This is a genomic window from Pseudomonas marincola (assembly GCF_900116605.1).
Taxonomy (GTDB): domain Bacteria; phylum Pseudomonadota; class Gammaproteobacteria; order Pseudomonadales; family Pseudomonadaceae; genus Aquipseudomonas; species Aquipseudomonas marincola.
In genome coordinates this window covers 226,457-245,653 of sequence record NZ_FPBC01000007.1, presented here as the reverse complement: position 1 = coordinate 245,653, position 19,197 = coordinate 226,457, and the positions used below count along the sequence as shown (strand labels likewise).

Here is a 19,197-nt window from a genome sequence, read left to right as displayed (position 1 = left end):
TTGGCCAACAGCCAACTATGCTTGCTGTAACAGTGTTACGACAACCGCAAGGAATGGTCATGACGGAAGAACAGGGAAGCCCGGCGCTGGATATTGCTGCATTTCTGCACTTCATGCAGCGCCACAAAGGTTCGGACTTCTTTTTTAGTGTCGGCGCGCCACCGCACCTGAAAATCGAGGGCCACAGCCAGCCCGTGGGCCAGCGCAAGCTGCAGGCGGGCGATGTGCAGAAGCTGGCATATCAGCTGATGAACCCCAAACAGATCGCCGAATTCGAGCGCAATCTGGAACTGAACATAGCCGTCAGCCAGAAACAGGCCGGCCGCTTTCGGGTGAATGTTTACTATCAGCGCGGCGAAGTGGCGATGGTTATCCGCTTGATTCAAAGCCACATAACCCACCTTGAAGGCCTTGGCCTGCCGCCTTCTGTTGCCGCGTTGGCGCTGGAGGATCGCGGCCTGATTCTGGTCACAGGCCCGGCCGGCTCCGGTAAATCGACCACGCTGGCCTCGATGCTCGACCATCGCAGCCGCAACAAGAGCGGGCATATTGTCTGCATTGAAGACCCGATCGAGTTTCTTCACACCCATCAGAAGTCGATTATCGATCAGCGCGAAGTCGGCCTCGACACGCACAGTTTCGAAGACGCCCTGCGCAATGTTCTGCGCGAAGCGCCCGACGTAATCATGCTCGGCGAGATCCGCGACGAGAGCACCATGCGCCAGGCTTTGCACTATGCTGAATCTGGGCACTTGTGTTTAGCCACGCTGCACGCGACCTCCAGCAGCCACGCGGTTGAGCGGCTGGTGCGGTTCTTTGATGACAGTGCGCGCTCGCAAGCACTGGCCGATGCCGCGAACAACCTGCTTGCAGTGGTCTGCCAGCGTTTAGTGCCGGGCCTGCAAAACAAGCGCGTGCTGGCGGCCGAGGTGATGATATCCACGCCCTATATTCGCGACCTGATCCAGCGCGATGAACTGCACACCCTGCGGGCGGCCATTGGCGAGGCAATGGAGCAAGGCCTGCAAACCTTCGACCAGCATTTACTCAAGTTGGTCGAGCAGGGTCTGATCAGCGAGCAAGAGGCATTGCAACACGCCGACTCGCGCACCGACCTGTCTCTCAAAATGAAATTCGGCGGCAATTATGAAGATAACTTCGACAGCAGCGGGGGATAAAAACCAGTAATCCCTGCCCGCGCCCATACGGATAGTCGGCGCCGCGATAAAACAACAACGTGGTCACCACGCGTTTGACGATTCAACACACGCCGGGTCCAGTCATAATTTACCGGCTTGGTTTGGGGTACGTATTTATGTTGACCCTACTCAACTTGCTTTCCGCCATCGCCCTGCTGGTGTGGGGCACGCACATTGTAAGAACCGGCATTCTGCGCGTATTCGGCTCGCAGTTGCGCAACGTCCTCAGCAACAACATGGGCCGCATACCCGTGGCTTTCGTGGCCGGTATTGGCGTGACCGCAATGGTCCAGAGCAGCAACGCGACGGCCTTGCTGGTCACCTCGTTTGTCAGCCAGGGCTTGATGAGCCTCGCTCCGGCGCTGGCGATCATGCTCGGTGCCGATGTGGGCACCGCGGTAATGGCGCGCGTGCTGACCTTCGACCTGAGCTGGTTGTCGCCGCTATTAATTTTTCTCGGCGTGATCTTCTTTCTCTCGCGCCGGCAGACCCGCGCCGGCCAGCTTGGCCGTGTCAGCATCGGCTTGGGCCTGATTCTGCTGGCGCTGGACTTGATTGTTCATGCGGCCGCGCCCATCACGCAGGCACATGGCATCAAGGTGCTGTTCTCATCGCTGACCGGCGACATTTTGCTCGATGCCCTGCTCGGTGCGCTGTTCGCCCTGATCACCTATTCCAGCCTGGCCGCCGTATTGCTGACGGCAACACTGGCCGGTGCCGGGCTGATCAGCCTGCCCGTGGCCATTGGCTTGGTGATTGGCGCCAATATCGGCAGCGGCTTGCTCGCGTTCCTCACCTCCAGCCTGCAAACCCCGGCCGGCCGGCGAGTCGCGCTGGGCAGCCTGCTGTACAAGATTATCGGGTTGTTGCTGGTGATTCCGATACTCAACCATGTAGCCAGCTGGCTCGACAGCCTCGATTTGAGTCCGCAGGGAGTGGTGATCAGTTTTCACCTGCTTTACAACACCCTGCGTTGCCTGATCATGCTGCCAACCGTGCGCTGGATGGCGAACCTGTGCAACTGGCTGATGCCCGACAAAATGGAGCAGGAAGGTATTGCCCGACCGCGCCACCTCGACCGCACCGCCTTGACCACACCCAGCCTGGCGCTGGCCAATGCGGTGCGCGAAACCCTGCGCATCGGCGATTTGGTCGAGACCATGCTTAATCATCTGCTGGAGGTGCTGCACAGCAACGGCGCGGGGCTGAGCAAGGAGTTGCGCCGGTTGGAAGATGATGTCGATACGCTCTACAGCGCGGTGAAGCTGTATCTGGCGCAGGTTCCGCGAGATGCACTGGGGCCGAAAGACAGCCAGCGCTGGGCAGAGATTTTCGAATTGGCGGTCAATCTTCAGCAGGCGGCAAGCATCATCGAGCGCATGCTCGGCAAGGTCCAGAATCAGAAGACCGCGCAGCGCCACGACTTCTCCGAAAGCGGCTTGCAGGAGCTAAGCGACCTGCACGCCCAACTCACTCGCAACTTGCGTCTGGGCCTGTCGGTGTTTGTCTCCGGGGATCGCGAAAGTGCCCAACAATTGCTCCGCGAGAAACGCCGTTTCCGCGCACAGGAGCGGCGTCTGGCACACTCGCATGTGGCGCGTCTGCATAAGCAGGTGGTGCAGAGTATTGAAACCAGCTCGCTGCACCTGACCCTGATCAGCGACATGAAACGCCTCAACTCGCTGTTTTGCAGCAGCGCCTATGCGGTGCTGGAAGAACATGAAAGCGGTGCCCTGCGCGTCGAAATCATGGGTGGCGAGTAAGTCAGATGCATCCTAGCCACGCACTCGGCAGGCAATAAAAAAGGGCCTCAAACATGAGGCCCTTTCTGGCAAGCCGCTGTGCATCAGGGCGTGGCCCCCAATGCGTTGCATCAAGCGGAGGTTGCGCGAGGCAACTCGTTGCCCGACTGCGCAGGCTTGCGTCGGCGCTGCAACCAGATAACCAGCAGGAACAGCAGAATGCCCGGTATCCACATCAGCTCCTTCGGCCAGCCCTGAGTGGGCGCCCGCACCAGCATGATCTGCTGATCGAACTCGATACCGGCCTCGGCAGCCGGGCTGCCAAAGGTCACGCTATCAACCAGCACCTTGTCACCGTCGACATAGGTCATCAGGCCGAGTTTCTCCATGCGCTCGTCACCGCTGGCCCCTTCCGGGACCGGCAACAGGATGGAGAATTCGCGGGCATCACCCACCGCATCTTCACCCTTGATGCGCATGCGCAGCTTGCTACCGGGCTCAACATCACCGAGGGTTTGCGCCAGCTCTGCCGGGGCAATGTTGCGATACGGATCGTGGACGATATCCATCCAGAAACCCGGGCGGAACAGCGTGAACGCAATCAGCAACAGCAGCACGCTTTCGTACCAGCGGCTCTTCACCAGGAAGTAGCCCTGAGTGCCGGCGGCAAAGATCAGCATCGCCCCCGTGGCGACAATGAAGATCAGCACCCCGTGCCAGAAGTCGACATTGATCAGCAGCAGATCGGTGTTGAAGATGAACAGGAACGGCAATGCTGCCGTGCGCAGGCTGTAGTAGAACGCCGTGATCCCGGTCTTGATCGGGTCACCTTTGGACACCGCCGCCGCCGCGAACGAGGCCAGCCCCACAGGTGGCGTTACGTCAGCCATGATGCCGAAGTAGAACACGAACATGTGCACAGCAATCAGCGGCACGATCAGGCCATTCTGTTGGCCCAACGTGACCACAACCGGCGCCAGCAAGCTCGACACCACGATGTAGTTGGCGGTAGTCGGCAGGCCCATGCCCAGAATCAGGCTGAACACCGCTGTAAGCACCAGCATCAGCAGCAGATTGCCCATCGACAGCAGTTCAACCAGATCGGCCAGTACCAGCCCGACGCCCGTTTGCGACACCGCACCGACAATAATGCCCGCAGCGGCCGTGGCAATACCGATGCCGATCATGTTGCGCGCACCGGCAATCATGCCTTCGCGCAGATCAATGCAACCGTCGAGGAAGGTGCCGTGATCATGCGAACCATCGGTGCGCATCCAGCTCAGCAGCGGGCGCTGGGTGAGCAGAATGATCACCAGCATCATGCTGCCCCAGAATGCCGACAAGCCGGGCGACAGCCGCTCGATCATCAGGCACCAGACCAACACCACAACCGGCAGCAGGAAGTGCAGACCGCTGAGCAGCACTGCGCGGGTTTGCGGCAATGTTTCCAGTGGCGCATCCGGGTCTTCCGGCGGCAGCGGTGCAACGCTGGCCGCCACCTTGAGCAGCGCCAGATAGATCAGCGCCAGCAGCACGGCAATCACCGGCAGAGCATTTTCACCCAGCGCCGGCTTGAGCCAGCCAAGGCCGTAATACACCGCCAGCGACAAGCCGCTGATCAGCGCGGCGCCAAAGGCAAAGCCGGTCAGACGACGCAGCCAGGGCTTGGGCTTGTGCCCGGCAATCGGCTGCAGGCCCAGCTTGAGGGACTCAAGGTGAACGATGTAAAGCAGGGCGATATACGAAATGGCCGCCGGCAAAAAGGCGTGCTTGATGATTTCGACATAGGACATGCCGATGTATTCGACCATCAGAAACGCCGCAGCGCCCATGACCGGCGGCATGATTTGACCATTCACCGAAGAGGCCACTTCCACTGCGCCGGCTTTTTCAGCCGAGAAGCCGGTGCGCTTCATCATCGGGATGGTGAACGTACCGGTGGTGACCACGTTGGCAATCGACGAACCGGAAATCATGCCGGTCAGACCGGAGGCGACAACGGCCGCTTTGGCCGGGCCGCCGCGCAGGTGACCGAGCATGCTGAACGCCAGCTGGATGAAGTAATGCCCGGCACCAGCACGTTCCAGCAGCGCACCGAACAGCACGAAGAGGAACACGAAGCTGGTCGATACACCCAACGCGATACCAAACACACCTTCAGTGGTGATCCACTGGTGGTTGGCCATCGCCGTGAAGCTCACCCCACGGTGTGCCAGCAGACCTGGCATGTAGGGACCGGCAAGGCTGTAGATCAAAAATATCAGGGCGATAATCGCCAGCGGTGGGCCAAGCGCGCGGCGCGTGGCTTCCAGCAACAGCGGAATACCAATACAGGCGGTCACCAGATCAGCCGTTGTCAGGCTGCCGGGACGCATCGCCAGGTCTTGGTAAAAAATAAACAGGTAAGCAGCACTCGCTGCGGCGACGAGCCCGAGGGCAATGTCGATCAGCGGCACACGATCTCGTGGCGAGCTTTTGAACGCGGGATACGCCAGAAACGCCAGCAACAAGGCAAACGCCAAGTGAATAGCGCGGGTTTCGGTGTTATTGAGCACACCGAAATGAAAAATAAACGGCAGTGGAGAAGCAATCCACAGCTGGAACAACGACCACAACAGGGCCAGTCCGGCAATCGCTTGCGCCATCAATCCAGTGGGCAGGCGCGCGCCAACATCCTGGGCAATCAATTCTTCAGTGGTAAGTTGTTTGTCTACCATCGGCTGGAACCTGATTTCGAGTAATCAAAGACGACAACGCCCGTAATTTGTTTTACGAGCAGGCTTAACCGTTAAGGCTAGTCGAGCGCATTGCGCTTGGAGGGTTTTAGCCAAAGAAAAGGCCCAGCCAACCATTGAGCTGGCTGGGCCGCACGGAGAATTACATCCAGCCGCGTTCTTTGTAGTAACGCACCGCACCTTCGTGCAGTGGAGCGGTCAGGCCGACCTTGATCATGTCTTCAGCCTTGAGGTCTTTAAACGCCGGGTGCAGGCGCTTGAAGCGGTCAAGGTTTTCAAACACGGATTTAACCAGTTGGTAGACCACTTCCGGGTCTGCCTTGGCGGTTGTCGAGAGCACCGCTTTACCACCGATAGACGGGGTAGCTGCGTCGTTGCCCTTGTACATACCACCCGGGATTTCAGCCTTGGTGTAGTAAGTCTTGTCAGCCAGCAGCTTGTCAATGTCAGCGCCAGTTACCGGTACCAATACTGCGTCGGTAGTGGTGGTAGCTTCCTGGATCGCGCCGTTTGGATGACCGACAAAGTAGGTCATCGCGTCGATGTTGTTGTCGCCCAGAGCAGAGGCTTGCTCAGCTGGCTTCAACTCTGCAGACAGGGCGAATACCGACTTGTCCCAGCCTTTGACGCGCATGATTTCTTCCAGCGTGTCACGCTGACCGGAACCCGGGTTACCGACGTTTACGCGCTTGCCTTTGAGGTCATCAAAGCTGGTGATGTTGGCGTCGCGGCGAGCAAGAATGGTGAACACTTCGCTCTGCAAGGAGAACACTGCACGCAGGTCATCCATTGCGCCTTCGGCTTCGAATGGTGCCAAGCCCTTGAGCGCTTTGAACTGGTGGTCGGACTGCATGATGCCGAAGGTGAACTCACCGGTACGCAGACCATTTACGTTGGCAACACCGCCGCCACTGGCAGGCGCGTTACATTTGATGTTGGTCTCGTTGCTGGTGCGATTGGCAAAACGGCAGATCGACTGACCCGCTACGTAATACACACCCGTCTGGCCACCAGTGCCAATGGTGATGAAGTTTTCTGCGGCCTGTGCCGTGCCACCCAGAGTAATGCCTGAGAGAGCTGCGGACAGAACCCATGCCAAGGATTTGCCTTTCATGGGAGTGCTCCTTTTGTGGTTGTTTGAAACATCGGTACCTTTTGAGCCCGATGAGGCAGGAAAGTGTAACCGCTCAGGCGCAAGTTGCACGGATATTCAGCGGCCTGAAACACTTGAAAATGCGTCATCAAGACGTTTAGAGCATAACTTACTGGTGCGTCGGGCTATCCTCGGCCTTAAGCTTTGGGCAAAATCAGGCCATGCAAAATTCAACTTCCAGCACGTCACAAGCCACGGTTAGTGCCAGCCTCACTCAAGCCATCCTGCACGCGGCGACGCGTCTTGGGCTCGACCGCGCCAGCCTGCTCAAGCACAGTGACCTTAGCGAAGAACAGCTGCTGGACCCCGATGCACGCGTGCCGTTTTCGAGCCAGCTGCAACTGTGGCAAACCCTCGCCCGCCTGCCGCTGCCAGAGCCCGGCCTTGAAATTGGCAGCAATCTGGCGCCTGGACCGTTTAGCGTACTGGGCTACCTGCTGCAAAGCAGCACAACGTTAGGCGAGGCCCTGCAAGCTGCTTTGCGTTATCAGCGCCTGGTCGGCGAAGGCGGCGAAGTCCTGCTGCGCGAGCGCAAAGACGCCATCGAACTGTTCTACCGGCCGCTGCATCCGCAATTGCCAGTCACCCGCATCCGCGTGCTGTCACTTATGGCGTGCTGGGTGCAGATGGTTGATCCGTTGCTGGAAAATTTCCGCCTGAGCAAAGCCCGGTTCGTGCATCAGCAGCCTGACGACATCAGCCCGTATGAGCGAATTTTTGCCTGCCCGCTCGAGTTTGGCACCAGCGAATACGCCATTCTTATCCCGCGGGAGCTTCTCGACGCACCGCTGATTCAGGCCAATCGACCGTTGCAACAGGTGCTCCGCCAGCACGCCGAAGCACTGCTCGCGCGCCTGCCCAGTGAAAGCTTGAGCGTGCGTGTGGTGGCGATTCTGGGCGAGCAACTGGCGCATGGTGAACCCGACCGCAGTGAGTTGGCGCGGGCGCTGAACATCAGTGAGCGAACCTTGCAGCGTCGCCTTGCCGATGAGGGTTGCAGCTACCAGTCGCTGCTCAATGACACACGTCGGCAACTGGCCGAGCGTCATCTCAGCAGTGGCAATCTGCCTGCAGCTGAAATCGCGCTGCTGCTGGGCTACTCGGAACCGAGCGTGTTTTTTCGCGCATTTCGCCAATGGACAGGGCTCACGCCCGGCGAATATCGCAGTCAGCACAAAGCCGAAGCCTGATTCCCGCGCCGTTTAGCGATTAGCTGTTGCCCTGCGCACGAAGGAATTCCTCAAACGCTTGCAGGCTGGTATAGCGGGGCGTGTAGCCGAATTCCTGCTTGAGACGCTGGTTACTCAACACCGGCCGGTAACGCAGAAAGTCCAGCTGTTCCGGCCCGTATTGGCTCAAACCCAACGGCTGCATGATGCGCAGGCCGAGCTTGATCAGGCTCGAGGGAATCGGCCGATAAGGTTTGTGCAACAAGCCGGCGATTTCCTTCAGCGACAACGCGCCGTCCCCGGCCAAGTTGTAAATCCCCTCAACCTGACGCGCCACACCCTGACAGATGACGTTGACCACATCCTTGTCCCAGATGAACACAAAACGGCTGTCGTAACCCCAAACACCGAGCACTGAGCGTTTTTTGAACAGCTCGGTAATCTGATTGTTGACCTGCTTGCCGAGAACCGTGCCGGGTCGTAGTACAAGTTGCTTGAGCTGCGGATGCTCCACCCGCGCGTTGGCCAGCAATTGCTCAACCTCGCGCTTGTGCTTGGCATAGGCAAAGGTGTCGTGACCCCGCAGCGGCTGGTCTTCGCTGATCCACTCGGCGTTGTCCGGGTGATAGCCGTAGGCCGCGCCAGAGCTGGTGAACACCAATTGCTCGACGCCTTCGGCGGCTGCGGCCGCGATCACCGAGCGGGTGCCGCCAACGTCGATGGCGTGCAGGCGCTTTTCAGTCATGTCACGCGGTGGTGTGACAACTGACGCCATATGAATAATCACCTGCGGTTTCCAGCTGGCGATGCACACCTTCACTTCCCGGGATTTGCTGATGTCGAGCTGAATAGGCTCAACATTGGCCCGCAAGCCCTGCGTACTGATCGGCTGAATATCGGCGGCGATCAGGCTCCACTGCGGATACTGCACAGCCAATTGTTCAAGCACCTGGCGCCCGATAAAACCGGCAGCCCCAGTAATCAAAACACGCATATCACTCTCCGAGCCCGCATTAGCGAGGTATTACAGCTGATGTAACAAAAACAGACTGACCCACAGTAACCTAGCAACTCAATCGGCTTTGCGCTGTGATATGCGCGGACAATACACATGATCAATCGCGACAACCCACACCAACAGGTATGCTTCGTTGAGGATTGTCAGGAAGACCTTCATGCGCCAATTGCTTCTGCCACTCGTGTTGGTGGCCCTTAGTTGCCTGAGCACCACGCCCAAGGCAGAAAGCCTGTACCGAGTGGAAGGCTATCAGCTGGAAAATGGCTTACAGGTGCTGCTTAAAGCAGTACCGGGCACCGGCCATGTGGCCATTCGACTAGTGGTTGGCGTCGGCTTTGACCAGTACAACTGCGCCGAGAAGGAACTGCCACACCTGTTCGAACACCTGCTTTTCAGCGGCACCGACGACACTGGCGAGGCGGGTGTAGAGGCGCGCATGCAGGCCCTTGGCGGCGTCTGGAATGCCTATACCCGCGACACCGACACCACGGTCACTGTCGAGGCGCCCGCGCGCAACCAACGCGCAGTGCTTGATCTGATGCTGGCGAACCTGACCCAAAGCGAGCCAGACTCACGCAAACTGGCCGCAGCCAAGCTAGCAGTCGAGCATGAAAGCGGGGTCAACGACTCGCCGCTGCAACACGTGCTGCTGGAACACAACATTGGCCGCGAAGCCCATCAGCAAATCGCCCAGGAACTGGGTTTGGCCTGCGCCCAGCCTGCCACAGCCGCTGATCTCACACTGGAGCAGGTAAATGGTTTGCGGGCCGACTGGTACGTGGCCAATAACATGACCTTGATCGTCGTCGGCGATCTCGACTCGCGCCTGCCGGCCTACATTGATCGTCAATACGGCTCGCTGCCCGCCGCTGAACTCCCCGCCCCACGTCAACAACCCGAGCCCAACAGCAACGCCCAGCAGCGTCGCCAGCTGATCAGCCGCCTTTACGGCGAAGACGGCAGCATAGCCTGGATGTTTTCTGAGCCGTGGCTCGACCACCATGACTTTGAAACATGGGAGTTGCTGCGTGACTACATCGACTGGCAGCTCTACCAGCAGCTGCGCATCAAACACAGCCTGACCTATGCCCCGTTCACCGAGCGAGAAGTGTTCAGCAGTTCGAGTTTTTTCAGCCTGAACGCCAAGGTGCAGAGCAAAGACTTGCCGAAGGCCGAGAAGGTCATGCGTGAATTGCTCGCCGATCTGCGCAAGAACGGCGTCGATGCCGAGGTATTCAAGCGCTTGCAGAACGCCGCAGTTGCAGAACAATCGTGGGCGGTACAAGGCGCCAGCGACATGGCCGATTACTACTGGGGCGCGCTCGCTGACTATGATGGCAGCCACTTCGCAGACAGCCGCAAAAGCTTACAGTCGGTTACCGTCGAGGACGCCAACAAGGCGCTGGCCAAGCTGCTGGATCAGCCAGGGTATTTGCGCATCAGCAAGCCTCTGCTCAACACCTACGGCGTGTACTGGCTGTCTACCGCACTTCTACTGCTGATTCTGATTCTGCTTGGGCTGGCCATCTGGCGCCGCCGCTGAAAATGCTTACACGGTCACGTGAATAGCCCGATGCTCCGGCGTTTTCCCGCTAAACTTAAGGCCTGCGCAGGACAGGCCAAGTGGCGCAGCCTCCAAACTTTTCTGCGTGACCCTAAATGACCACCCTGAAAGACCGCATCACCCCGTTCATCGCATTCGCCCAGCGTCATCCGTGGTTGATCGCCACGTTTGGCTTTTGCTCCGGCTTAGCGAGCTTCTTGCTGGTCAAACGCCAGGCCGAGCTGGCGCAAGTGCTGGCAGTGGTGATGCTTCTCAGCTGGCTGTGGCTGGCCCTTGAGAACCTGTTGCGCGATCAAATCTCGAAGCGCTTTGGTTTCGAGTTGCCCAAACCAGTGCTGCGTTACGCGACCCAGATGATCCACCAGGAAAGTCTGTTCTTCGTGCTGCCGTTCTTTCTCATCACCACCACCTGGAACAGTGGTCAGGCGCTGTTCAGCGGCATGCTTATCGCCGCAGCGCTGGTATCAATCATCGACCCGCTCTACTACAAGCATCTGGCGGCGCGGCGCTGGGTGTACCTGATGTACCACTCGTTGACCCTGTTCGCCCTGACGCTGACGGCATTGCCGATTATCTTCAAACTCACCACCACACAGAGTTACCAGTTGGCGCTGGCGATTGCTGCGCTGCTGTCTTTTCCCAGCCTGCTGGGGATTATCACGGTGCAACGCTGGTGGCGCAGCTTGTTACTCATCGCTGCGACGCTGGTATTGGCAGGTGCCGGCTGGATGGCGCGGATATGGGTACCGCCCGCCACTTTATGGATGACAGAAGTCGCGGTTAGTACAGAACTTAACAGCAAGGAGCGCGAGCCCGGCAAGCGCATCAAACAATTGTCGGTCGCCGAGCTTGGCGCTCAGGGTTTGTATGCCTACACCGCAATAAACGCCCCGCGCGGCCTGAACGAGCGGATTTATCACGTGTGGCGCCTTAACGGCAAAGAGGTTGAGCGCATCGCGCTGGACATAAAAGGCGGGCGCAAACAGGGTTATCGGGCCTGGAGCCATAAGCGCAACTACCCCAAAGACTCGGTCGGTCGCTGGCAGATTCAGGTACTCACAGAAGGCGGCCAGATGATCGGGGTGCTGCGCTTCAAGGTGACACCTTAACGAGCAGGCCTTGGTGCACACACGAGCATCGAAAAACTGACGACTGAATGGCTCAATTTACCCGAATCAATGAGCCGCTCAGTCGCGCCTTAATCCTGGAAATTCGGCTTAACCGAAGAACCAGTAGCACACACTAATGGCCGCGACCACGCCGGCAAACTCGGCCAGCAGGGCGCAACCCACAGCGTGGCGGACACGCTGTATACCCACCGCACCAAAATACACCGCGAGCACGTAAAAAGTGGTTTCAGTACTGCCCTGCACCGTCGCTGCAACCAACGCCGGGAAGCTGTCCACACCCTGACTTTGCATGGTCTCGATCAACATGGCGCGCGCGGCACTGCCGGAGAAAGGCTTGACCATCGCGGTGGGCAACGCCTCAACAAAGCGCGTGTCCCAGCCCAGCATATCGAGCAGCCAGCGAATGCCATCGAGGCCGAAGTCCAAAGCACCCGAGGCGCGCAGCACACCAATCGCACAGAGCATCGCCACCAGATACGGCAGCAGACTCTTGGCCACGTCAAAGCCCTCTTTGGCGCCTTCGATAAACTCTTCATAGATCGGCACCTTTTTCAGCGCACCGAGCAGCAGAAACAGCACGATGATGCCGAACAGGGTCAGGTTGCCCGTCAGCGAAGACAAAGCGCCCAGCGCCGTGGCCGACATAGTGCCCAGTACCGCCATGAACAACCCGAGCAACGCTGCACCGGGCAGCAGGTACGCCAGCACCACCGGGTCCCAGAGACGCAGACGCTGCATGAAGGCGACCGATAACAGGCCGACCAGACTCGACGCACTGGTGGCCAGCAGAATTGGCAGGAATACCAGCGTCGGATCTTCCGCCCCTTGTTGCGCGCGGTACATGAAGATGGTCACGGGCAGCAGCGTCAGGGACGAGGCGTTGAGCACCAGAAACAGGATTTGCGCATTGCTCGCGGTGGTGCTGCTCGGGTTGAGTTCTTGCAGCGCGCGCATGGCCTTGAGGCCGATCGGCGTGGCGGCGTTGTCGAGCCCGAGGCCATTGGCCGCGAAGTTCATGGTAATCAGGCCCAGTGCCGGATGCCCCCGCGGCACTTCCGGCATCAGCCGCGCAAACAGCGGGCCGAGCAAGCGGGCCAACGCTTCGACCAGACCGGCTTTTTCAGCAATGCGCAGCAGGCCCAGCCAGAGGGTGAGCGTGCCGAACAGCAGGATCATCACATCGACCGACAGCTTGGCCATCGCAAACAGGCTTTCAACCATGGCCGCGAATACCGCCGGATCATCGCCAATCAGCCAGCGCGACAAACCTGCCACCGCCGCTACCATAAAAAAGCTCAGCCACAAGCCGTTGAGCATGTTCCATCCCCCCAATCAATGGCGCAGATGATAACGCGCGAGGGCTTGCGCGGGGGCAGCTTATCGAGTCGTGAGGGAAGTGTGCGGGCTGAAAAGGGTTCAGCTCCTGGCCACTGGCGCCTGGAACGGCGCCATGACCTGATCGTCGCGGGGAGCGACAAGGTGCAGCTTAGTACCAGTTAGGGTCTTTCTTGAGTTGCTCGTGCAACAGCTTCTGCATGCCCTCGTCGGGCTCGCCCAGCCATTTCTCGGTCGCGTAATTGCTGGGTGCCTTGCCTTTAGGCAGTGCATCCGGCACTTGCACATAAAGCGCGTAAGCTTCTTTCTTGTCCCAGCTGAAAGCCACATAAATGCGCTGATTGAAACAGTTACTGGCCTGACACAATTCGCCAACCAGGTACTTGTCATCATCCTCCAGCATGGCCTCCATCGGCGGCGCAACACCGTCGAGATTGATCAACCATTCAGGCATCCGTTCCTGCTCTTCGAGCACATCATTCCAGGCTTCCTGATACTGGGGATCGCTCTTGAGTACATCGTTAAGGCGAACATCAGTCACTGTGTCAGCGGCCAAGGCCGCTCCACTGCCGCTAATCATCAGGGCGGCAGTGAGCGTCTTGAGAACGTTCATAGGGGCTCCTTAGTTAATGTGAATGGTTGCTCAATGTGACCCATCAGGGTCAACCTCGTGGGCGACGGCCCATGATGAGCGACACGACAAACAGCACCAAGAACACGAGGAACAGGATCTTGGCGATACCGGTTGCGGTGCCTGCGATACCACCGAAGCCCAGTACTGCAGCGACAATGGCGATAATCAGAAAAGTAATTGCCCAGCTCAACATGGCGTATCTCCTTGGTTTTTAGAAAGTCCTGCGGTGTATCAGCTTGAATTCGTTTGTGTGTGCCCGTAAAGGCGCAACCACGGTCAATCTCAGATGTTCTGGCCTAGCGCCCGACGTGGCGACTGCCCGGTGAACGTGTTTGCCACCGCGCCGCGCTGGGCAAACAAACCCTGCGCCTGTGGCTTTGCGGCTTGTACCGCCAACGCAGCAGCATTGGCCGTAGCCTTGTGCACAGGTTGCGCCGTATTAATCAGGCTGCCTTCGCCAATCATCACCAGCAGCAGAGCTGCACTGCTAAGCAGATACTTGATGCATGAACTGGGGCTGGGAATCTGACGGCTCATCTGTTTGCTCCTGCAAAGCAACCTTCAGGGCTGCTCGTTTATGTTCGTTAACCTTGTAACTGCAGTGGTTGTGCCAGTTTTGCTAAAAATAAAAACTCAATAAAAACAGTCACTTAGAAATAAAATAAAGCGATTGAAGCTTGCATCCTGCACGGTCTGGCGGTTTCATCAGGCGTTTTGCACGACTCCCTGAGAGTCCGCCGTGAAAGCGGGGCATCCTTGCCCCGCATACAGGCTTACTGCATGGACTGCTTGAGGTTGCGCATGCGGTCATGGCAAGCGCGCACCTTCGGCATTTCCACACCCAGCAGGGCCTTCACATCCGGATCAGCACTTTCCAGCGCATCTTCAAATGCGTGCAGGATGCGGTCTTCAGCTTCTTCGAGCTGGGCGACGTAAGTCGCTTCCTCGTCGCTGGACAGAGTTGCCCGCGCATCGGCATAGACTTCGCGCATTTTGCCGACCATGGTGCCGCCAGATGCTGGCGAGTCCTGGTTGGCGGCGACCTTCACGGCCAGCGCTTCGATGATTTGAGTTTTCACGGTTGAGAGATCACGGAACATGGTCTGCAAACGGACATCTTTCACTTCAGTGATCGCGTGGTCGTAAAAACGCTTACCGTCACGGGTAATTTCGATCAGTTCGTTCAGTTGCTCTGTTTTATTGCTCATGATGTTTCTCCTTCAGATTGGACGCAGCCAACTGGCAACGCCTGAAGCTGGGTGACACTCGGGTTCTAAACAATCAGTCACTTTTTGCCTTCCCTGGCACATAAGATCCTTAACTCTCTACGCGCAGGGCATCACCATCGACGCCCCGGACACCGCGGATATCGCGGGCGGTTTCGACCGCCAGATTCTTCGCTGCACTGCTCAATACCGTGCCGCTCAACTTGACCACACCGTCGTGCGTTTCAACGCTGATGGCGAACGCATCCAGGTTGCGGGTGTAGACGAAACTCGATTTCACCTTGCTGGTGATCCAGGCATCGCTGATCGCGGCACTGGCATCATCGGCGGCGGCTTGCGCCTCGGCAGCAGTGCTGTCGGCCTTGCTGATGCTCAGGTGGTTGAATACTTCACGCACACCCTCGGTGTTGGAAGCCAGGCTACCGGCCAACTCCTTGGCCGCCGGGGTACGTGCATTACCGGTGAGCGTCACGGCGCCCTCTTCGGTTTTAACGCTGATGTCGAGGCCTTCGGTGTTGCTGTTCCAGAGCAACTTGGACTTCACCGTGGCGGTGATGCTGGCATCATCTAAACGATTGGCCAGAGACTTCGAATCGTTAGTCTTGCGCTCAACTTTGCTGTCGACCTTGAGCTGGTTATCAACCTTGTTGATACCTTCGATGCTCAACGCTACCTGCTCGGCAAGGTCACGCTCGACACTGCTCTCGACTGTACCGGTGAGGACGGCGGTACCGTTGTCGACTTCACTGTCGATGCTGAAAGGGTTGAGATGACGGTTGAGCGCAATTGCAGTCCAGATCGAGCCTTCCTGGCGCGCTTCACTCAACTGCTGGCTCATGTCACCTTCTGCTGCGTTGGCCGCCAAAGGGGTCAGAGCAAACATGCCGACCGACGCTGTGGCCAATACCAGAGTTTTCAACTTATGCATGTTGTCCTCCTGTCTCTGTGCATAAACAATCCGCGTTTAGCGGGATATGCAGTAGATATCGCAAGCGCTGTGCCAGCTTTTGGATAAATATTTTTACCAATAAAATCAGACACTTACGACATAAAAAGACAGGGTGCCAGCATGCAGCCTGCAAGATAAGGTCATACTCGCCGTGCAACTTGCACGATTTCTTGTGGACTAATCTCTGCACACATCAATTGGAGCCTGAAATGGATGCGGTAGAACCTAAAAGCGGACGTATTTTGCTGGTCGATGATGAGTCGGCGATCCTGCGTACCTTCCGCTACTGCCTCGAGGACGAGGGCTACACCGTGGCGACCGCCAACAGCGCAGCGCAGGCCGAAAGCCTGATGCAACGCCAGGTGTTCGATGTGTGCTTTCTTGACCTGCGCCTCGGCGATGACAACGGCCTCGACGTGCTCGCCGAGATGCGCGTACAAGCGCCTTGGATGCGCGTGGTGATAGTGACCGCACACTCAGCCATCGACACCGCCGTGGATGCCATGCAGGCTGGCGCAGCCGATTATCTGGTGAAACCCTGCAGCCCCGAACAACTGCGTCTGGCCGCCACCAAACAGCTCGAAGCACGGCAACTGGAAGCGCGCCTGGAAACTCTGGAAGGTCAGGTGCGCCAGCGCAAGAACGACCTCGACTCCAGCAGCCCGTCGATGATGGCGGTGCTGGAAACCGCCCGCCAGGTGGCGGTAACCGACGCCAACATCCTCATTCTTGGCGAATCCGGCACTGGTAAAGGCGAACTGGCCCGCGCCATTCACCACTGGAGCCGCCGCGCGAAGAAGAATTCAGTCACCATCAACTGCCCGTCACTGACCGCTGAGCTGATGGAAAGCGAATTGTTCGGTCACACCAAAGGCGCGTTTACCGGCGCCAGCGAAAGCACCCTCGGCCGGGTCAGTCAAGCCGACGGCGGTACGCTGTTTCTCGACGAAATCGGCGATTTCCCGCTCAGCCTGCAACCGAAACTGCTGCGTTTTATTCAGGACAAGGAATACGAACGCGTCGGCGATCCGGTGACCCGTCAGGCCGACGTGCGCATCGTCGCGGCCACCAACCTCAATCTTGACGAGATGGTTCGTCAGGGGCGTTTCCGCGAAGACCTGCTCTACCGCCTCAATGTAATCACCCTGAAACTGCCGGCGCTGCGCGAACGCACTGAAGACGTGCTGACGCTAGCCGAGCGCTTCCTTGCCCGCTTCGTCAAGGACTACGCCCGCCCCGCGCGCGGTTTCAGCGATGAGGCATTGAGCGTACTGGCGAATTACTCATGGCCGGGCAATATCCGCGAACTGCGCAACGTGATCGAACGGGCGAGCATCATCTGCCAGGAAGAAATGGTTCAGGTGATTCATCTGGGCCTGACCGAATCTACCAGCAATCAGGCGCCACGCGTGGGCGGCGCACTGAGCCTTGAAGAGCTGGAAAAAAGCCATATCGCCGCCGTCATGGCCAGCAGCGAAACCCTCGATCAAGCTGCCAAGGCACTGGGTATCGACGCTTCAACCCTGTATCGCAAACGCAAACAGTACGACCTATGAAGTTAAGAACCCGGCTGTTCGTCAGCGGCAGTGCGCTGCTAACCGTGGCGCTGATCGGCCTGATACTGGGCATGGTCAGCGTGTGGCAGATCACCCGCGTACAAAACCAGGCCATGAGTCGCAACCTCGAGATCATTGATGCGACCATCGGCTTTCGTCAGGAAATGGGCACGCAGGTGATCCTGCTGCTGGAGGATAGCTTCGACCCACTGGCGTTGAAGGAATCAGATGTACGTTTTCGCAACTGGTTGACTCAAGCGCTTGAAAGCAGCACCGAAGAGGCCGATCGTCAGGCCATCAGCGAAATCGCCCGCTCCTATGAGCTGTTCGGCAAACTGCTCGACTCACCGGTGCAAGTACGCCGCGATTTACTGCATAACGATGCGTTCACGCGTGCCTTGCAAGCGCTGCGTGATCGCATCAATGCCGTGCAAATGCGCTACGTCGAAGCCGTGCAGAATGCCCAGCAAAGCTCCCGCGAACGCGCGACCATCGTCAGCGCCCTGCTCGGTTTGATCGGCCTGGCGTTGTTGCTGATCGGCTTCATTACCGCACACAACATTGCCAAACGCGTCGCCCGGCCAATCGAGGCGCTGGCCAGTGCCGCCGACCAGATTGGTAAGGGGGACTTGCAGATATCCCTGCCCACCTCGCCAGTGGCTGAACTCTCGGCGCTGAGCCGGCGCTTTGGCCTCATGGCGCAATCGCTGCAACAGTTCAAGGACAGCAATATCGAAGCCTTGATGGCCGAACAGCAACGCCTGCAAGCGGTACTCGACAGCATTGATGACGGCCTGCTGATGTTCGACCGCAACGGCTTGCTGCAACACTTCAATCCGGTTGCCGGGCGTCAGCTTGGTTGGGGCCTGGAACACATTGGTGAACGCCTTGATCAGGCGTTAGGCAAAGAAGGCCTCGATGAACAGATCAGCCGCGTTTTGCAGGGCAAAACCCTGGAATCGGCGATAGCCGACCTTGAGATAGACGCCCATGGCGAACATCGCCTGCTCAGCTACAGCCTGACGCCCGTAAGCCAAGGTGGCGGGAATATTCAGGGCGCGGTGATGGTGCTGCGCGATGTGACCAAACAGCGGGCTTTCGAGCGAGTGCGCAGCGAGTTCGTGCTGCGCGCCTCGCATGAGCTGCGCACGCCAGTCACCGGCATGCACATGGCCTTTGCCCTGCTTCAGGAGCGGCTCAAGTTCGCCCCGGATTCACGCGAGGCAGATCTGACCCAGACGGTTGACGAGCAAATGCAGCGACTGGTTGATCTGATCACCGACCTGCTGAATTTCTCGCGTTATCAAAGCGGCTTGCAGAAGCTTGATCTGGCGCCATGCGACCTTGCGGACCTGATCAATCAGACAGGCCAACGCTTCGCCAATGAGGCCGCCGAGAAAGGCATTACCCTGCGCTGTGAACCGGATGATGACCTGCCGTTGTTGCCCATCGACCGTGCTCAGATTGAACGCGTGCTCGACAACCTGCTGGTCAACGCTTTGCGCCACACGCCGGCAGGCGGCGATATTCTGCTGAATGCGCAGTACCAGAACAACGAGATCATCATCTGCGTCAAGGATAACGGCGACGGGGTGGTGTTCAGCCAACAGTCACGGATATTTGAACCGTTCGTACAAGTCGGCAAACGTAAAGGCGGGGTTGGGTTGGGCTTGGCGCTCTGCCAGGAGATCATTCAGTTGCACGGTGGCCACATCACCCTTGAATCACGCCCGGGTGAAGGCGCGCTGTTCTGCATCAACTTGCCGATGCGCAGCTTGAGCTAACGC

Annotated in this window: 16 protein-coding genes; 7 read left to right on the top strand and 9 right to left on the bottom strand. The window is 58.3% G+C overall.

Annotated elements, in window-relative coordinates; genetic code table 11:
• Window positions 1-59: 59 nt before the first annotated feature.
• Both BM395_RS13595 and BM395_RS13590 read left to right on the top strand, forming a co-directional pair.
• Complete coding sequence (locus BM395_RS13595) at window positions 60-1,178, top strand: PilT/PilU family type 4a pilus ATPase (RefSeq protein WP_090512657.1); 1,119 nt, start codon at window positions 60-62, stop codon at window positions 1,176-1,178.
• A 137-nt stretch (window positions 1,179-1,315) separates the two neighbouring features.
• Window positions 1,316-2,962, top strand: a complete 1,647-nt coding sequence (locus BM395_RS13590; protein WP_090512654.1) for a Na/Pi cotransporter family protein — start codon at window positions 1,316-1,318, stop codon at window positions 2,960-2,962.
• A 110-nt stretch (window positions 2,963-3,072) separates the two neighbouring features.
• Here the strand turns inward: BM395_RS13590 and BM395_RS13585 are convergent, their stop codons facing one another.
• Both BM395_RS13585 and BM395_RS13580 read right to left on the bottom strand, forming a co-directional pair.
• On the bottom strand, window positions 3,073-5,658 hold the full coding sequence (locus tag BM395_RS13585) for a TRAP transporter permease (protein ID WP_090512652.1): 2,586 nt from the start codon (window positions 5,656-5,658) through the stop codon (window positions 3,073-3,075).
• 160 nt (window positions 5,659-5,818) lie between these two features.
• Complete coding sequence (locus BM395_RS13580) at window positions 5,819-6,790, bottom strand: TAXI family TRAP transporter solute-binding subunit (protein WP_069900849.1); 972 nt, start codon at window positions 6,788-6,790, stop codon at window positions 5,819-5,821.
• A 200-nt stretch (window positions 6,791-6,990) separates the two neighbouring features.
• Between BM395_RS13580 and BM395_RS13575 the strand changes: the two genes are divergently transcribed.
• Complete coding sequence (locus BM395_RS13575) at window positions 6,991-8,019, top strand: AraC family transcriptional regulator (protein ID WP_090512649.1); 1,029 nt, start codon at window positions 6,991-6,993, stop codon at window positions 8,017-8,019.
• A 19-nt stretch (window positions 8,020-8,038) separates the two neighbouring features.
• Here BM395_RS13575 and BM395_RS13570 read toward each other — a convergent pair whose 3' ends face one another.
• Window positions 8,039-8,992 (bottom strand): SDR family oxidoreductase, encoded by a 954-nt coding sequence (locus tag BM395_RS13570; protein ID WP_090512646.1) that lies wholly within the window; start codon window positions 8,990-8,992, stop codon window positions 8,039-8,041.
• A 181-nt stretch (window positions 8,993-9,173) separates the two neighbouring features.
• On the opposite strand from BM395_RS13570, the gene BM395_RS13565 reads away from it, so the two are divergent.
• Window positions 9,174-10,559: a M16 family metallopeptidase gene (locus BM395_RS13565; RefSeq protein ID WP_090512644.1), complete on the top strand. Its 1,386-nt coding sequence runs from the start codon at window positions 9,174-9,176 to the stop codon at window positions 10,557-10,559.
• 116 nt (window positions 10,560-10,675) lie between these two features.
• On the top strand, window positions 10,676-11,689 hold the full coding sequence (locus tag BM395_RS13560; protein WP_090512641.1) for a DUF5924 family protein: 1,014 nt from the start codon (window positions 10,676-10,678) through the stop codon (window positions 11,687-11,689).
• A 108-nt stretch (window positions 11,690-11,797) separates the two neighbouring features.
• Here BM395_RS13560 and BM395_RS13555 read toward each other — a convergent pair whose 3' ends face one another.
• The 6 genes from BM395_RS13555 to BM395_RS13530 all read right to left on the bottom strand — a co-directional run bounded on the left by BM395_RS13555 (window position 11,798) and on the right by BM395_RS13530 (window position 15,833).
• A complete protein-coding gene (locus BM395_RS13555; protein WP_090512638.1) occupies window positions 11,798-13,027 on the bottom strand; it encodes a nucleoside recognition domain-containing protein in 1,230 nt (409 codons plus the stop codon).
• Between the two features lie 169 nt (window positions 13,028-13,196).
• Window positions 13,197-13,658, bottom strand: a complete 462-nt coding sequence (locus BM395_RS13550) for an inhibitor of vertebrate lysozyme family protein (protein ID WP_090512635.1) — start codon at window positions 13,656-13,658, stop codon at window positions 13,197-13,199.
• A gap of 49 nt (window positions 13,659-13,707) precedes the next feature.
• Entirely contained in the window at window positions 13,708-13,872 is a 165-nt protein-coding gene (locus tag BM395_RS13545; RefSeq protein ID WP_069900861.1) for a DUF1328 domain-containing protein, read from the bottom strand.
• Window positions 13,873-13,961: 89 nt separating this feature from the next.
• Window positions 13,962-14,216, bottom strand: a complete 255-nt coding sequence (locus BM395_RS13540; RefSeq protein ID WP_090512632.1) for a hypothetical protein — start codon at window positions 14,214-14,216, stop codon at window positions 13,962-13,964.
• A 236-nt stretch (window positions 14,217-14,452) separates the two neighbouring features.
• Window positions 14,453-14,887, bottom strand: a complete 435-nt coding sequence (locus tag BM395_RS13535; protein ID WP_069900865.1) for a ferritin-like domain-containing protein — start codon at window positions 14,885-14,887, stop codon at window positions 14,453-14,455.
• Between the two features lie 109 nt (window positions 14,888-14,996).
• Entirely contained in the window at window positions 14,997-15,833 is an 837-nt protein-coding gene (locus BM395_RS13530; protein WP_069900867.1) for a BON domain-containing protein, read from the bottom strand.
• 230 nt (window positions 15,834-16,063) lie between these two features.
• Here BM395_RS13530 and algB point away from each other — a divergent pair, with 230 nt between their 5' ends.
• Window positions 16,064-17,410 (top strand): sigma-54-dependent response regulator transcription factor AlgB, encoded by a 1,347-nt coding sequence (gene algB, locus BM395_RS13525; protein ID WP_090512630.1) that lies wholly within the window; start codon window positions 16,064-16,066, stop codon window positions 17,408-17,410.
• Complete coding sequence (locus tag BM395_RS13520; protein WP_090512627.1) at window positions 17,407-19,194, top strand: KinB sensor domain-containing domain; 1,788 nt, start codon at window positions 17,407-17,409, stop codon at window positions 19,192-19,194. Before algB ends, BM395_RS13520 begins: the two co-directional genes overlap by 4 nt.
• Window positions 19,195-19,197: the final 3 nt, after the last annotated feature.

What these genes read in the sequence shown, in the direction of transcription:
- BM395_RS13570 (WP_090512646.1), bottom strand. Translation starts at nt 8,992, where the DNA reads ATGCGTGTTTTGATTACTGGGGCTGCCGGTTTTATCGGGCGCCAGGTG.
- BM395_RS13560 (WP_090512641.1), top strand. Translation starts at nt 10,676, where the DNA reads ATGACCACCCTGAAAGACCGCATCACCCCGTTCATCGCATTCGCCCAG.
- BM395_RS13580 (WP_069900849.1), bottom strand. Translation starts at nt 6,790, where the DNA reads ATGAAAGGCAAATCCTTGGCATGGGTTCTGTCCGCAGCTCTCTCAGGC.
- BM395_RS13520 (WP_090512627.1), top strand. Translation starts at nt 17,407, where the DNA reads ATGAAGTTAAGAACCCGGCTGTTCGTCAGCGGCAGTGCGCTGCTAACC.
- BM395_RS13535 (WP_069900865.1), bottom strand. Translation starts at nt 14,887, where the DNA reads ATGAGCAATAAAACAGAGCAACTGAACGAACTGATCGAAATTACCCGT.
- BM395_RS13590 (WP_090512654.1), top strand. Translation starts at nt 1,316, where the DNA reads ATGTTGACCCTACTCAACTTGCTTTCCGCCATCGCCCTGCTGGTGTGG.
- algB (WP_090512630.1), top strand. Translation starts at nt 16,064, where the DNA reads ATGGATGCGGTAGAACCTAAAAGCGGACGTATTTTGCTGGTCGATGAT.
- BM395_RS13585 (WP_090512652.1), bottom strand. Translation starts at nt 5,658, where the DNA reads ATGGTAGACAAACAACTTACCACTGAAGAATTGATTGCCCAGGATGTT.
- BM395_RS13575 (WP_090512649.1), top strand. Translation starts at nt 6,991, where the DNA reads ATGCAAAATTCAACTTCCAGCACGTCACAAGCCACGGTTAGTGCCAGC.
- BM395_RS13530 (WP_069900867.1), bottom strand. Translation starts at nt 15,833, where the DNA reads ATGCATAAGTTGAAAACTCTGGTATTGGCCACAGCGTCGGTCGGCATG.
- BM395_RS13595 (WP_090512657.1), top strand. Translation starts at nt 60, where the DNA reads ATGACGGAAGAACAGGGAAGCCCGGCGCTGGATATTGCTGCATTTCTG.
- BM395_RS13540 (WP_090512632.1), bottom strand. Translation starts at nt 14,216, where the DNA reads ATGAGCCGTCAGATTCCCAGCCCCAGTTCATGCATCAAGTATCTGCTT.
- BM395_RS13545 (WP_069900861.1), bottom strand. Translation starts at nt 13,872, where the DNA reads ATGTTGAGCTGGGCAATTACTTTTCTGATTATCGCCATTGTCGCTGCA.
- BM395_RS13555 (WP_090512638.1), bottom strand. Translation starts at nt 13,027, where the DNA reads ATGCTCAACGGCTTGTGGCTGAGCTTTTTTATGGTAGCGGCGGTGGCA.
- BM395_RS13565 (WP_090512644.1), top strand. Translation starts at nt 9,174, where the DNA reads ATGCGCCAATTGCTTCTGCCACTCGTGTTGGTGGCCCTTAGTTGCCTG.
- BM395_RS13550 (WP_090512635.1), bottom strand. Translation starts at nt 13,658, where the DNA reads ATGAACGTTCTCAAGACGCTCACTGCCGCCCTGATGATTAGCGGCAGT.